Origin of the sequence: Paenibacillus silvestris (assembly GCF_009882985.1) — a bacterium.
In the GTDB taxonomy this organism is placed as follows: domain Bacteria; phylum Bacillota; class Bacilli; order Paenibacillales; family NBRC-103111; genus Paenibacillus_E; species Paenibacillus_E silvestris.
In genome coordinates this window covers 23,739-38,842 of the sequence record NZ_WTUZ01000005.1, presented here as the reverse complement: position 1 = coordinate 38,842, position 15,104 = coordinate 23,739, and the positions used below count along the sequence as shown (strand labels likewise).

The window sequence follows — 15,104 nt, the reverse complement described above, 5'->3', positions numbered from 1 at the left end:
TTATGTGAAACCTCGGAAAGATTGTAAAAAGCATTTTATGTGGAGTGAACCGAGAATGAGTATAAATGATAAAGAGCTTTATTTAAATTTTTTAATAAATTAATTCATAATAGACGAGATCAAGTAATAAATTCTACTCCGAAACATGGAGTGATTTTTTATTTGTGGTTTGATCAACTGACAACTAGATTAAGAACTAATGAAGGAATTTTGCAAGCATATCGAAGATGTCCGAGGCATGTCAACTAATATTTGTTCAAACCGCATCCCATCTTTATTCCTACCCATTCCTAGTTTCGACACCTTTTTCAATTGATTTCAAGTAACCTGAAGTTGTGCTGATCCAAAATGTATCATCCAATTCAAGGGGAGATGACGTTCATGATCAAGCTTGATAAAGGTATTGAGAAGTATAATGGCACACCTCCGTACGCAAGCGAGATGTACGGGAATTTCACGCCGTTCTTGGGATGGGAGTCCAAGCTGACCAAGCAATGGATCCAGCGCGGTGGACTCGTCGTCGATTCTCGCATGAAGCAGATTTTTGACGGTCGCATTGCTCCCGAATCGATGAATTTTATCAGCGACGCTTTGGATGTATTCGAAATTACGTCGCTGCTTCCGGGAAAAGAGAAATCTCCTTATAAAGTGTTCCTGACCAAAGATCTGAAGAGCGAATTGTTTAACTTGCTAAGAGAGAAGGTTCAAGCATTCATAGATGCGCCTGCCAATAATGGAAAGCTTCCCTCGGGTGACCAATGGGAGGAGATCGTCAAAGAGCTTAAGCTGAAAGATGAACATACGACCGCCTTGCGTACCGTTAGCCAGACCCTGACCGCGCTCGTTAAAGAACAATTGAATTTTGAGGCGGCGCGTACTCATCAATCCGCAGCCGTACTAAGCAATAAGTACAGACAGAAGTATCTGGAGATTATGAAATACGAGTCGCAGATCGCCGGTTTTTTGCTCATGTGCATAAATAAGGAGGCCGGACTTAGCCCAGATGATTTAACGAAGCTATTCGATGTCAAAACGGCCGCTCCGATCAGCGACATCTTCCGATCAAACGATCCATTGGCCAATCTGCTCGACCCGTTAGCCGCGATCGACCCTAGGAACAAAGACGGCGCGTTGTCGCCTATCGGTAGAATCGATTTGTTCCGCCAATGCTTCTTTGATCTGGGATCGTTCCTCGGCGAGCCTGTGGAGCACGTATGGCTGGCACCGGGCACGACGATCGAGCTCTATGAAGTCAGCACGCGCAAAACCGTCATCGAACGTACGTTGGAGTCTTCTACGGAAACGACCAGTCGGTCGGATGACGATACCACGGACAAAGACGAGATCAGCGACGCGGTCAAGGCTGAAAACCGCAGCAGCACGAAGATGGGCGTCTCGGCGAGCACGACCGGTAAAACCTTCTTCGGACAAAGCACGGCCTCGGCGAACTTCAGCAATGAAACCAACCAATCGAACGCGAAAGAAACGATGCACAAGCAAAGCCGGGAGCAAACCCATAAATTGTCCAACGAAATCAAGCAAAGTTTCAAATCCACGTTCAAAACGACGACCGAAGTGACGGATATGACCAGCCGTAGGCACATTATCGTGAATCCTAACAATACCTTGATCAACTACGAGCTCAGACGCAAAATGAGGAGAATCGGCGTCCAAACGCAACACATCGGGCAGCAGCTTTGCTGGCAAATGTTCATCGACGATCCGGGCGCGCAATTGGGCTTGGCCGAATTGGTGCACATGAGCGAATCACCCGACTTATCCAATCTGTCCGTGCCTGTTGAAATTCCACCTCCTACGAACGAACTGAAGACTTTCACCGTTCCTTTTCCCTACATGCCCATCCTCGACTACCACGATAATCAATGTATGTATTTATTCCAAGGACATGCGATCCCGACTGATGACAAAAGCCCGCTGCTCGGCCGCAGACACGATGTCGGGGACGACAATGACAGTCAGCTCATTATCGAATTCACATGCACGCTTGATGCGCCTCCGAAACAGGACTACGAATTAGATAAAAACAGCATTCGGTTGAAGGGAGTTCCGTCTCATCAAAGGGCGGTCGTTCGTACGGCTGATATCGTAGGGGATAATAATCTCCATATCGTTCTGGATCAAGTGCACTTTGCCGGCGAGAACTTCGTGAAGCTGGACTTCGAGATGGTCTATACACCTAGTCAAGCCGCAAAAGATGCCGTGATAATGGTGAACACTACTAACAGGAGCAAATACGATTCCGATCGGAACGAAATTACGCGCAAAGCCTATGCTGATGCCGTTCGCAAACGAATTAGCGACGCCAGCAATATTAAGCCGCGTCCTTCCTGGGATCTGCGCGAAGAAGAACGTATAGTCGTCTATCGGAAATTAATAGAACGCCTCATGTTGGATAGTTGGGACTTAAAGAAAAGCTCTAACAATCCGGCGAACGATCGATTGGCTCACGTGCGTTCCGAAATCGTCCGCTCGCTCTTCGATGTAGACGGCATGCTGTATTTCGTCGCGCCGGAATGGTGGATGCCGCGCATGCATTCCTCGCAGATGAGCCTCTCGACGGACCTAATCACCACGAGCACGGATATCAATAATATTACGAACCAAACTCCGATTACTCTGACCGAGAAAGACGTCGTAAAATGGACGGACAGCAAGAATAGCCGCGACGCGAATTATCGGATTACCGAAGAATCGTCTGCGGCTCGATTGGGGAGCTCATTAGGCTGGTTGCTTCAGCTGGATGGCGATAATCTGCGCAATGCGTTCTTGAATGCCCCGTGGGTCAAAGCGGTTATTCCCATTCGTTCGGGACGAGAGAAGGCAGCCCTCAATTGGCTCAAGTCGATTAACGATCATGAGAATGACGGTTGGGACAACGATTATCTTGGGACCGAATCAAGATTCGTAGACAAGAAAATTGGCGAGGTACTCGAGATCGTCGCCGATGAGATGGAGCAAGCCAATCGCAATTTCAAAAGCGTATTGGAATCCGACCAAGTCTATGAGCATGGATTCAGCCATTTGGCCGGAGGCTTCGACGAAAGTCTGGATTCCTCCAAACCGTTCACCCAAGCGATTACTATCCTGCCTACCGACCAGATTGTCGCTGTCGAATACGAGCCGATGAATCTGCTCGTCGAAGACGAAGATTAGCAAGTGTTTTCGAACTCGCAATCTATAACTATGTTGCCTAGAGACCAGATTTTAGCGGTGACTATGAAGCTACCAAATTAGTCCTTGATGAAGAATAATAACTTATAAGGGTGCATGCCAAAATGCCGACTCCTTCTAGAATAACCATTGAAATTCGAAATGTTGTCAATCAGCTTATTTCTAATGCATCCGTAAAGGTAAAAATCTGGCGAGGTGCTGATGCAATACAATCTCTGGAAGAGTTGAGAACGCCAACGACGATTGATCTCCAACCGGGGTTTACCATGATAGATATTACAGTAAAATCGTCAGATTACATTTCCGAATGGGGAACATTAAAGTTCAATTCAGAAACACCGGCATTTCGATGGGTTTGCACTAAACCTGATTGGCTGCTCACTGAAAACGACATGAACGTAAACCTGCAGATCCCGATCGGCAACATTCGATTTGCACCTATAGTGAACATTCCAGAAAATACGATCGTAAAGCCTACGTTTAATCCGATGGGCGTATTGGTAACAGATAATATTTATCGGGGAGTTAACTTGCTAAACGCAGATGTTCACATGAGAGTCCTTCAGAAGCCTGCAATCGGAGATCCGAATAGTCCAGATTGGGATCGATTTAAAACAGAAAAGATTCCTGTCAGACTCGCGGATAGAGGGAACTGGCTCGTGCTCGAATATGGGAAGTTTTCAGGCCCTGGATTTTTAATTGGGGTGTGGGCACCCCACAACTATATGGGAGATTCTCCTCCCGTTGTTTTGCAAATCCTCCCGAATACATCTTCTCCGAGGTATCCGGCCGATGAACGGAATTTTACTGGCATCTATCCTTATGGTTGTGTAGCTAATGAGGGTCAAATACCGAAAAACAAAAACAAGGGTGAATATGAACTGAGCCAATGCAGGCAGGCATATGTAGAATTAACCTCAAATCGCAGTTTAATTGAATACAAAATTGTTTATCAGTTATATGCCTCTCGGAAGGACTTGTTTCAAGGACCCTATGGGCCGATCGTAATCACCATATCGCCGCCTTTATTGAACGATGGTTCAGGAGTGCTTCGTGACCCATTCACTCATCGTGACGGTGCCGGTAGATTAATTGCTGAAGTACTACGGTTCCTATGGAGCAATAAGCTCACATTAAGCCGGCAGTATATGGGAACGAGCAAAATACGCTTGCAACCTCCATATCCAAGAATAGAGGAGGCCCGTTCAATCATGGGCCCCGTAGGCTTTCCTGAAAAATGCATTACAACAGTAGTTTGCCATAGTGCAGCGGTCATCCCTACGTTGTTACTAGCAGCCCCTAAATCTTATCAAAAATGGCCTGAGAAATTCTCTCGCTCGTTATATGGAGGCGGCAATGAATATTGCAATAGTAATTGGATCAACACATGGGTAATTGATGGGGTGGGAAGGGATAGTGGTGGGGTCTATGGTCAGCCTAAGATTGGAAGCGATACAACTAAGACCTGGGATAACTGGCGCAAAGAAACAGGTACGACTATGATAAGAAGATTGGAGTTCGTATATGCGGAGGCAGGATTAAGTTTACAAGACTTGCCTGGCGTAATCGACAAGAGGAGAATTTCCGCCCCACGATCTGGTAAATCAGGATGGATTGAAGAAGGAAATGACGATCAAGTGAGCTGGCTTAGGATGTCTAACACATATTTACAATCAGCCTCTCCAGAAAAATCAAATATACCTCAATTTGTAGATGCCAAAGACAAAGAGGCAGGAAAAAAAGCACACAACAAAATATACGAAATCGGCATTGGTTACGCTGCAGCTCGGAGAAAATAAACGGTGGAATTCACGTGGAAAAACACGCCTCGCTTCTTAAGAAGTGTGTTTTCGATTTTGAGCAGGGAATTAAACTGACGATAGCCGGTACATGATCGGCTGCCATTGTCCGTGGGAGTAGAGGTAGCCTACTTTGATTTGTACTCTTTTTGGAGAAATTTGTTATTCTGGTCCGGATAACGGATGTGTCGGTTGACAAGAACATGGTTATATTAAAAGTCGCATGTGTTGCGGCTTTTTCTTTTTATGTCCTCAAGTTGGGATAAAGTTCTTGGCAACATTTAAAGGTAAGAGTAAGAAAGATATTTGGGTTGCTCCAGCGGTAGAAGAATATAATAAAAGGGGTAAGAAGTATGATTTCTGTGATATATTAGGCAATCCAATGTTTAATGACAAGGCATTCGTACAATTCGAGCAATTCTAAACAAAGTTAAAGGTGACTTTCTCATATTCGCGACTTCGGTTTTTTTTGGAGCTATTTTATTTATTAGTATATTTGCTCAGTAAGTGCGTACAGTTGCCTTATTAACTAACGGAAAACTATGAGCTCAATTTACACCATTAGAAGGCTGCCGACAGCATAGAACGGCAGCCTTCTCAGCTAATGGGTTGATTTACGTGGCATAGAAGCAAGTGCATTCTCATTGAATCCATTCAAGATGAGCCATACCGCGAGAATCATTTCATTGGCTGCTACTGGTAGCGCTAAAATAGCACCCCAAACAGATACTTGTTGAATTACACCGAACATGACTAACAAGGCATAAATAAAAACAAGAGTTGCGCCTGTCATACCTAATAAGGATATAAACCTAGGTACGAGCTTAGATTTATAAAAAATATAACTGTACATCATCGTGTTGATGCCCAGCATGAAAAGAGGGCCAAGCATAAATGTCCAGTCATGTATCGCTTTTAATAAAGTGCCTGAAACTTGGAAAGAGGCTATTTCCGAGGCTCCTGTGGCTACATACTCCCGGCTTAACGTCACCAGAGACAATACACTGATTACACCAACAGTAATGATAACCGCTTCAAGAAACCTAAAGCAAAGATGCCAAAGAGCTATCGTTTCATTATACTTTCTTAATAACGGAAACATTGTAGTTGCAGTACCAACCGCTGATACAACAAGTATTAACTCCATAAGCGCTCCCAGTATCACCTGGTTGGCATGTTTAGAACCTTGAATCAGGTAATCGGGATCATTTAGGATAGGTTTGTATAAAACAAAAGCAGCTATCATCGAGCTAACGGCTGCAAGTATAAAAAGTACTCCCACAATTTTTGCAGTTTTTTTGTTTGAATTCATTATTTACCTCCTTTTTCACTCTAAATACATAGTCAGTATGAGTAATGATATTCCTATATTCCTAGTTCTTATATCTGTGTGCTATCCCCGTAAAAGAATACCTCTTCCAAAGGTAAGTTGAAGGCGAGAGCAATACGAAAAGCCAATTCAAGAGAGGGGGAGTAGTTGCCCTTTTCTAGGGCCACAATCGTTTGTCTGGTTACGCCCACCTTGTCAGCCAACTGCTGTTGGGTCATTTCATCATGGTTGAATCGTAATTTTCGTATGTGATTGCTGACAAGTTTTTTGCCCATATTAGACTCCTTTCCGATAGTGATAAAGTTTTGTAATTGAACCGGTTAAATCAGAGAGAAATCCGGAGGCAATCAGGATCATGAACATTGCCTGCGACGGCTGATCTATGACCAACGAAACCATGGCAAAAAGAAAGCCGATAATAAACACGAAAAAAGAAATTCGGTTCGCTTTCAATTCAATAAGCTTATCTAATTCATCCGCAAATTTCGGTTCCTTTTCTTTGGTCGTTATTCGAAAGATAATGTTAAAAATAATGCTGATAATGATATGAGCAATTATTGAAACCAACATCAGCATCAGAACGAAAGAACCCCAAAAGTGAAAGGTTTCCGTCGACTCTTGTGTCCCTTCTGGGAACTGCGGATACATGTACAAGTAATAAGATCCGAAAATAAGTATGGTGCTGATCAACGATACAATGCTCTTCTTTTCTTGATAGGTCAAAGTGGTATTCGCCTCCTGTATAATATTTTTTACATAAAGTAAAGTTTTATATACATATTATTACCATTATTAACCATAAAGTCAAGTTTTATTTACATGATTGATGGCTGAAAGATCAATACGTGAAGACATTATAAGATTAGATCGTAAAAACCCTTACCAAAATTATGAGTGTTTATAAATTTGAGCCGCCTTTCGGGAATTGGACCTCAATTTTACAACCATAGCTATGGTTTCAGACGTCTTCAATCGACACCCAGTCAAATAACCTTGTTAGGCTCTGCATACGTTGTTCGATAAGGGAAATGATAGCAGATGTAAGTTAAGCGTATGAGCATAACCTTGATGAATGTACATAGGAGGGGAATACGATGTTCGGGAACCAATTGAGATGGCCGGCCAAGTGCGTGGCAATACTGCTGATCACGGCGCTTATGCTGCTTTCGGCCTGCGCTCGCGCCGCCGATGTCAATCCAAAGAAAATGGCAATAACCACTGCAGGAGAGCCAATGCACGGTAATGCGTATTCCGACGAGGAGCTCATCAAAGAGCTTCCGGGCTTCAAGAACGGCTACATGGAAGCGAACGGCGTTAAGCTTCACTATGTCGAGGGCGGGAAGGGCGAACCGCTGTTTCTATTGCCGGGCTGGCCTGTAACTTGGTATTCATTCAGTAAAATGATGCCGGAGCTGGCCAAGTACTATCATGTCTATGTCGTGGAATACCGGGGCATGGGCAGCTCGGACAAGCCTCAGTCGGGCTATGACAAGAAGACGATGGCAAAGGACATTTATGAATTGGCCAAAGCGCTCGGCCACAAGAGCATCAACATCGCAGGACATGATATCGGAGCGACGATCGCTTACGCATATGCAGCCAATTACCCGCAGGCCACGAAGAAAGTCGTCCTAATGGATGCTTCCCATCCGAACGATAACTTCCTGAAAATCCCCATCTTGCCGCCTCCTGGCGTGTACGACGAGAGCAACCCCGAACGAGCTAAGTTCTACTGGTGGTTTGCTGTTAATACTATCCCTGGCTTGTCAGAGCAGATGCTGCAGGGCAAACAACTCGATCTCGTCTATAATTGGATTTACGATTATATGGGCTACACCAAGGATGCGCTCAGCAAGAAGGAACGCGAGGTTTACCTCGCAGCTTATTCCCAGCCCGATGCGCTTCGTGCCGGTAATGAATGGTACAAGTCGTTTAGGGATGATATCGAAACGCTTAAAACGTACAAGCCGCTGTCCGTGCCCGCGCTCGGTATCGGTGGCGTGTCCGGTTACGGTATGCTGGAGCAGTTCTTAAAAGAGCATGCGCCGAATTCAAAGACTGTGAAGCTGGAGAAAACTGGACATTGGATCATGGAGGAGAACCCGCAAGCCGCCATTAAGCTGTTCAGAGAGTTTTTCCGTTAAACCCTCCCTGCTTCACTACTAGCCCCTGAATGGCTGCCGCGTTTCGCCGTTTGGGAGCTTGTCGTCATTTATTCGGACATCAGTTAGATAAGTTATTATCCACATTACAGAGTAGAGATGAATTTAGCGGAAGTGCGCTACTCTCAAAAGGTGATGCAATCATAATTAATCAAGGTTATGGTTACGCGAACCGAGAGCACCAGGTAATAAATACTACGGAAACAAAATTTAGAATTGGATCAATAACGAAAGAGTTTATCGCGATGGCTATATTGATGTTGCAAGAACAAGGAGTTCTAAGTGTTCATGAAAATCTAAAGAGGTTTACACCATCACCCCCTTTAAAATATAAATAGTTATGACCCACAGCCCGTTGCTGTGGGTCACTTTTTTGTTCATTTTAAAAGAAATTAGAGAAGATCTTGAAAATTATCCAGATAAAAATACATAGCGACAGAACTTTTCTACGCTAATGCAGAACTATAGCTCAATAAACACAACTAATGGAGGCTGCCGGCATGAACGGTAGCTTCCATTACGTTAACGGGCAGTTTAATAAAGTTCTAACTGAGCTCTTATTTCGAAACTTTATATATGAATTTTGCGTCTATTTCTATAATGGAAAATTTTAGGGTGCATACTTATTGGTATTTGTGAAGTGACAGAGTTCTGCAATTGCCTTTTGTCATCAAGATTATAAAGGAGTGTAGTTAGAATGAAAAAGGAATTTATTGGTCTAGTCCTAACGACTTTCTTGTTGACTATGAGCTCAACGTATCCTACACACGCTGAAGCACCCCCCATGAACTTTGTTATTATCCAAGAAACAAACTTATATTCTGAAGATGATGGAGGCAGCAATCATCTTGGTGCCATATCGCCTTATCAGAATGTGCAGCTTGCCCCGAACTCACCTTTCAGTTTCTATGACAAAATAGGTCCTGAGGATTGGTTAAAGGTGCAGACTTGGCTAGGAGAACGTTGGATACGTGATGATGATAAAGTCATATATGGCTTTTTTGAGGAAAGAAAGAGCACGCTAACGCTCTTAAACACGGTAAGTTTATTTAACCAGCCAGACATCAATACTAAAACAAATTTAATGCTTGCACCTCAAGGGATACTCTCTACTTCTACAATACGTTACGGACCAAAATACGTTATAAATGCCATGAGTGCAGCTGGGCAAGCTGGAACGTGGTATCAAGTTGATACGTGGTTGGGACCAAAATGGATTGTAAATCCAGCCCTAATGGAGGATGTTCATGCCGAAACAATCGATTTTAAACTAAAGTTAATGGGATCTGAGACCGTTTTTTTAACACCTTATGAACAAGATGGCAAGGGAGAAATACTGGAGTCTGGCACTGTACAAGCAATTGCTAAGTGGCAATATGCTCCGTTACCCGCTAATGTAATTACTTGGTATAAGATTAACCTCCCTCAAGGTGAACGTTGGGTAAGACCAAAGAATGAAACGATTGAAATTAAATCGAAAAGTTAATTCTGAGGATAAGCAAATAACAGTTTAATTCACATTGCCAATGCATCCGTTTTTTGTTCGCTGTGCTAACGGGCAGTTATGCCGTGGTCTCGATTTACATGACAGTAAGCAAGTAGTCACATTGGCAATTAATTATTTGTAGTAGCACTATTTTAAAAAAGTGTACATGCATATAGGGGAAAAGTGTATATCTATTCTATGGAAAATTGTAGATTTACTAATTAAAGTGCTATTAGTAGTATGGTGAATAGAGATTAGATTAGCTTTGCTATTGGATGAAATTAGAAGAAGAACCCATAACAAGTAAGCTCGTATGGTCGTTATCTTAAAGATATGCAATGATTATTAATTGAAGGGATGATTAATTTGAAGCAAGGGATATTAGTTTTTCTAAATGGAACTTCAAGTTCTGGAAAGACCTCCATATCGACAGAATTGATAAATCAGAAAGAGATTCCTTTTTATCATTTATCAATTGATGATTTTTTTAATAATTACAATGATTTTATTAATAATAAATTTCCAGATGAACCGCCAAGAGGAATAGATCATCAAGTTGTCTCACAAATACTTGATGATTCCATTCTCACATTGTACCTTGCGACAATTAAATTGTTATTAGAATTGGGTTTTAATGTAGTAGCAGATACTGTACTCAACAATGACAAAAGGTTTAATGCGTTTCTTGATCAATTTTTTGATCAGCCAACATTATTTATAGGAGTAATATGCTCGAAAGAAGAACTCATAAGAAGAGAGCAAGCAAGAGGAGATAGACAGATTGGACTAGCAGCTTCACAGTTTAGCAAAGTATATCGTTTTAATGAATATGACCTTGAAGTAAATACTGAAGAGTTGAATCCAATAGAGTGTGCCGAAAAGATATTAAGTTTTATTAAGTCTGATCGGGATTACTCTGCATTTAAAAAAATTAGTAAAAAAGAGATTAGTGTTTCATAATAATGCGAATCAATCAGATAACAACATATTTGACCCTCGGTCCTTAAGCTAACGAGAAACTATAGTTCAATAACGATGGTAGCTAGTTACGATCGTCTGCCGTTATCCGTTGGAATAATGGGCAGTTACTTCCAATATATGTGGTAAAATAAGGAATGATAGCTTTAGTTTGGATAGTAGGTTAATTTTACTGTTAAATAAAATTAAAGAACAACCTGGTTTATTTATCGGAACAAAGTCGTTAATACCTCTTTGGCACTTTCTTCATGGTTATCAGTATTGTTTGTTTGATATTGAAGGGGATTATTACAATATGCCCGGATTTCAGGAATATATAGAGGATATTTATAATTTCCATGGAGTCCATAGTTGGGCACAAATAATACAAAGTAATTGCATTGATGATGAAGCAGCATTCGATAAATTTTATGTGCATCTAGATGACTATCTAAGCAAAATGAGTATTGGTTCTGAAAGTAAAAGTTAGTCAGCGATTGAACTAACGCAAAACGATAGTGCAAAAACAAGGGACAGCTCGCCACGGCAGGCAGCTGTCCCTTACTCGAAATATTTACAGGTAATTTTGTTTTAGAATCAAACGGTGAAAAACCATACCTCATGAGGAGAAATGATGGTATGGTTTATGTAGAAGAATCATATGTGGACCATTTTCCTTTTGCACATTTGGGTATGGAATATCATAAAAGACAATTTGAGATTTAAGCTAACGGGGAACGTTTGTTTAATAAGATTATCAATGAGCAGGTGCCACGGCATCCTGCTTTTTTTATCGAACTTTAAGATCTAATTAAAAGATGTGGAGACCTCATAATACAAGGTCATGGATAACGGAGTTGGCACTAAGAACAAAATAAGAAATAAATATTAAGCGAGTTTCTCTTTTTTGGAAGAAATAGCTAGGTTATTATATGTAAGGAAGTTAAATTTGAGAGAGATTTATAAATAAAAGCAACAAACGGGGAGGCCATTCACAATGACTGAACGTATAGTTTTAATATCGTTGCTTACGTTGATTATCCATTCTGCTGAAACACTCTCATACGCGGTGAGAATGGCGGGGATTCGATCAGGAAAGTTAGCAATAGCACTTTCTTTAACGGGTATGATTGTTCTTATATCGAGAACGTCAAATATTGCTCAGGGAACGATGACCGGCAAAGTCGTTGATTTTGCCAAGAAGCATTTAGAGTATAACTTAGTTGGGAGCTTTAGGATTATATTAACTGCTGCTGCCCTTGGTACTCTACTTGCAATAGCATTATATCCTACTATTACAGCATTAGCTGGACGTATGGTATCACATCTGGAGAAAGCCGGATCAGTCCCGAAAATGATTCAAAACGTACTCCGAGTTGATGTCATTCAACATTCTTTCTATCATTTTCGAATGCCGAAGTGGGAAATGGTTCAACGTCTCCGTGCAGGTGGGCTCCCGAAGCGATTGATGATTATGAACTGTTTTGTGACCGCTATTTATACCGTAGGCGTATTGGCAGCTTTATATGCAACATTTTTACCTGGGCAGTATAGCATTGGGGCTTCTCAATCTTCGGGACTAATAAACGGAGTGGCTACTATTCTATTGACTTTACTGATCGATCCGCAAGTTGCATTACTGACAGATAAAGCTCTGAGTAAAAAAGCGAAGTTATCATCAATTAATAAAGTTTTTGGTGCTCTTATGTTCTCAAGATTTTGTGGTACGTTATTAGCACAAATAATATTAATACCTGCAGCATATTGGATAAAAACAATTGTCCCATACTTATAGAATTTATAGAGGCTAATTGTCTGAATTAGTAATAATCGGGGACAACAGATAAACGTTGAGCTAACGAAAGAACGATAGTTCCAGTATGTGGTGTTATTCTGCTGGTCTGAAGACAGGAGAGACGTTTATCTGCTCACTTTGAGATAAGAGGCGAGAACTTATTAATTTAAGTGGCTTTGATCCAAACAGTTTGAATCATTATCTGAATTATGGCATGTCGGGTGACAAGAACTTGATCCCATTCCCGATTTTGACAAGAACTTGAACTCATTCCCGACGGCCCAAGGTCGGAGATTTGAGGAAACGGATATTGTGTTTACTGAAGTGTTTAATCATTTTTTTGAACACCAATTGAAAGGCAGTATTATTCTTGAAATTTATGAATCAGATATTCCTAAGTTTATCAAAGGAAATTCTGAACTATTAAGAAAGCAGAAATCCTCTGGATGGCCAATGATGTATGATTCAGATGATGAAATGGAACAAACCTTAATTGAAGGTGGTTATAAATACATTATTATTATGTCAGCATATGGAATGAATGGTTGGGTATTGGCTAAGAATTATGAAATCATCGCACGAAAGATTAAGGAGTGATTGTAAGTTTGCTTTGATTGTAGGTAGGGGTAGCGACATGGAATAACATCATGTTCACATTCTGGCATTTGGCACGAATCATGGTGCTAACGGCGAACTATAGCTCAATGAACATCATGAGAAGGCTGTAGTTTCAATAAATCGGTAGTCTTCTCAGCTAATGGCAGGATACTGGGGATATCTTCTAGAAATAATGGAGGGTAGTATAATCTCTGTGTGTAGTGTTTTTAATGAACAAAAATGAAAATGGCATCGGCATTTGGGTGCGTATGGGATATGCTTGACTGAAAAAAGCTATTAGTCTTTCATAAAGGATCTTCGACAATTCTACCGAATTGACAACTCCTACGTCAAAACCATCGCTGTGGGATTTATCGCCTAACAACCTTAAAGGAGAGCTGAACTTAAATGACAAAATTCGAAATTGAACTAAAATTAGCAGAACTAATTGATGAGCAACAGAGTGCCGAAGCGGAGAGAAATAAATTGGATGAGAGGATTCAGGAAATCGAATCCGAGAAAGTAAGACTTGAGAAAATGCTCAAAGGAACGATTTAATAGGTTTTGAAATACTAGTTTCATAGGAGAGAGCTTTATGTTCGATAAGATACTCAATAAGAAGATTGTTGCAGCTTCAATTTAGGAATACAAGGAAGAGTTAGTTCTTGTATTAGAAGATGGTACATCGATTAACATTCAAATAGTAATGCCAGAAAAGGGACAACTCGAACTTGAAGTAGATATCGAATGATATGACAAAGTTCAGAATATATTTGACACTTATCATATTGCTGGAACTTGGTTTGTCATATTATTATAAGAATCATTTACTAAGTACTTCCCCTACATCTAACGATACTTCAATCCAATACACAGTCGCTATACCATCAGATCGTTTCCCTGAGACCGCGGCACATATTAAGGCAGCCAAAGAACATGGAGAATCAAATATCTGCACGATTGACCGAAAAGGTGCAGAAGAAAACAGGAAAGAATCACTCAAAGGCGTTCCAACTAAAAAGGGTTATGATCGCGATAAATTCCCTATGGCTATGTGTGCTGAAGGTGGGAAAGGTGCAGATATAGAGTATGTAACCCCTGCTGATAATCGTGGAGCTGGGTCTTGGATTGCCAATCAGCTAGAGAAATATGAGAATGGAACAAGAATTTTGATTGTAGTGAAGTGAATTAGCTTTGAAATAAGTAATAAAGTAGAAAGCACCTGAGAGTTATTCGGGTGCGAATTCCGCTAACGGCGAACGATAGATGAAACTTAATCAACATTCTTCCTGTCGGCCCTGCAATTGCAGGGCCGGAAATTTTTAACTTTTAATCAAACCGGAACGATTTATTGATTTTCGGAACATCTTCATTCACCATACGGCTAAGCAGGCGGAGCGGTGTGCCGTATTTTTTGTAATCATAGTCAGACCCGTCTTGTTTTAGAAATTCACTAGGGGGCTCGCTCGGTACGTTACCCGCAAAGATAAGTCCTCTTTGTGATGTGATAAACTTATAATAGGAATTATCATAGCCGCCTTCACGCCATTTTTTCAGGCTCATTTTGAATACGAGGAGGCTATATGGACTGATATATACCTTTCCCTTGTATTTAAAGTCAATCGTTACATCGTAAATGACATTATAGCTATTGCCTGGCGGTGTGTGTGTGCGAATGACAATGTATTTTTTCCACCAGGTAGGAATGTCGATGCTGAAATTATACTTCGGGTCGCGGTACGTGAAAGTCATCTTTTCCATTTTCCTCATCCTTTCCCCAAATAAC

General features: G+C 41.3%; 15 protein-coding genes. 11 read left to right on the top strand and 4 right to left on the bottom strand.

What is annotated here, in order from left to right; genetic code table 11:
* Positions 1-381 precede the first annotated feature (381 nt).
* Both GQF01_RS02080 and GQF01_RS02075 read left to right on the top strand, forming a co-directional pair.
* Positions 382-3,174, top strand: a complete 2,793-nt coding sequence (locus tag GQF01_RS02080) for a hypothetical protein (protein WP_161405237.1) — start codon at positions 382-384, stop codon at positions 3,172-3,174.
* Positions 3,175-3,296: 122 nt separating this feature from the next.
* Positions 3,297-4,991, top strand: a complete 1,695-nt coding sequence (locus tag GQF01_RS02075) for a hypothetical protein (RefSeq protein WP_161405236.1) — start codon at positions 3,297-3,299, stop codon at positions 4,989-4,991.
* A 601-nt stretch (positions 4,992-5,592) separates the two neighbouring features.
* Here GQF01_RS02075 and GQF01_RS02070 read toward each other — a convergent pair.
* From GQF01_RS02070 to GQF01_RS02060, 3 genes are all read right to left on the bottom strand, one after another.
* Positions 5,593-6,303 carry a DUF4386 domain-containing protein gene (locus GQF01_RS02070; RefSeq protein WP_161405235.1) on the bottom strand — a complete coding sequence of 237 codons (711 nt, stop codon included), beginning with the start codon at positions 6,301-6,303 and terminating at the stop codon, positions 5,593-5,595.
* Between the two features lie 68 nt (positions 6,304-6,371).
* A complete protein-coding gene (locus GQF01_RS02065; RefSeq protein WP_161405234.1) occupies positions 6,372-6,596 on the bottom strand; it encodes a helix-turn-helix transcriptional regulator in 225 nt (74 codons plus the stop codon).
* A gap of 1 nt (position 6,597) precedes the next feature.
* The gene (locus tag GQF01_RS02060; protein ID WP_161405233.1) at positions 6,598-7,044 is read right to left on the bottom strand and encodes a hypothetical protein; all 447 of its coding nucleotides are present in this window, start codon (positions 7,042-7,044) and stop codon (positions 6,598-6,600) included.
* Between the two features lie 371 nt (positions 7,045-7,415).
* Here GQF01_RS02060 and GQF01_RS02055 point away from each other — a divergent pair, with 371 nt between their 5' ends.
* From GQF01_RS02055 to GQF01_RS02015, 9 genes are all read left to right on the top strand, one after another.
* Complete coding sequence (locus GQF01_RS02055) at positions 7,416-8,465, top strand: alpha/beta fold hydrolase (RefSeq protein WP_202556002.1); 1,050 nt, start codon at positions 7,416-7,418, stop codon at positions 8,463-8,465.
* Between the two features lie 29 nt (positions 8,466-8,494).
* The gene (locus GQF01_RS02050; protein ID WP_161405232.1) at positions 8,495-8,821 is read left to right on the top strand and encodes a serine hydrolase; all 327 of its coding nucleotides are present in this window, start codon (positions 8,495-8,497) and stop codon (positions 8,819-8,821) included.
* 359 nt (positions 8,822-9,180) lie between these two features.
* Positions 9,181-9,969 (top strand): hypothetical protein, encoded by a 789-nt coding sequence (locus GQF01_RS02045; protein ID WP_161405231.1) that lies wholly within the window; start codon positions 9,181-9,183, stop codon positions 9,967-9,969.
* Positions 9,970-10,335: 366 nt separating this feature from the next.
* A complete protein-coding gene (locus GQF01_RS02040; RefSeq protein WP_161405309.1) occupies positions 10,336-10,929 on the top strand; it encodes a chloramphenicol phosphotransferase CPT family protein in 594 nt (197 codons plus the stop codon).
* Positions 10,930-11,098: 169 nt separating this feature from the next.
* The gene (locus GQF01_RS02035) at positions 11,099-11,416 is read left to right on the top strand and encodes a hypothetical protein (RefSeq protein WP_161405230.1); all 318 of its coding nucleotides are present in this window, start codon (positions 11,099-11,101) and stop codon (positions 11,414-11,416) included.
* A 507-nt stretch (positions 11,417-11,923) separates the two neighbouring features.
* Entirely contained in the window at positions 11,924-12,721 is a 798-nt protein-coding gene (locus GQF01_RS02030; protein WP_161405229.1) for a lipid II flippase Amj family protein, read from the top strand.
* 312 nt (positions 12,722-13,033) lie between these two features.
* Positions 13,034-13,318 carry a hypothetical protein gene (locus tag GQF01_RS02025; protein ID WP_161405228.1) on the top strand — a complete coding sequence of 95 codons (285 nt, stop codon included), beginning with the start codon at positions 13,034-13,036 and terminating at the stop codon, positions 13,316-13,318.
* A 408-nt stretch (positions 13,319-13,726) separates the two neighbouring features.
* Entirely contained in the window at positions 13,727-13,876 is a 150-nt protein-coding gene (locus GQF01_RS02020; RefSeq protein WP_161405227.1) for a hypothetical protein, read from the top strand.
* A gap of 194 nt (positions 13,877-14,070) precedes the next feature.
* Positions 14,071-14,505 carry a NucA/NucB deoxyribonuclease domain-containing protein gene (locus GQF01_RS02015; protein ID WP_161405226.1) on the top strand — a complete coding sequence of 145 codons (435 nt, stop codon included), beginning with the start codon at positions 14,071-14,073 and terminating at the stop codon, positions 14,503-14,505.
* A gap of 142 nt (positions 14,506-14,647) precedes the next feature.
* On the opposite strand, the gene GQF01_RS02010 is transcribed toward GQF01_RS02015, so the two are convergent.
* Positions 14,648-15,079: a hypothetical protein gene (locus GQF01_RS02010; protein WP_161405225.1), complete on the bottom strand. Its 432-nt coding sequence runs from the start codon at positions 15,077-15,079 to the stop codon at positions 14,648-14,650.
* Between the last annotated feature and the right edge of the window lie 25 nt (positions 15,080-15,104).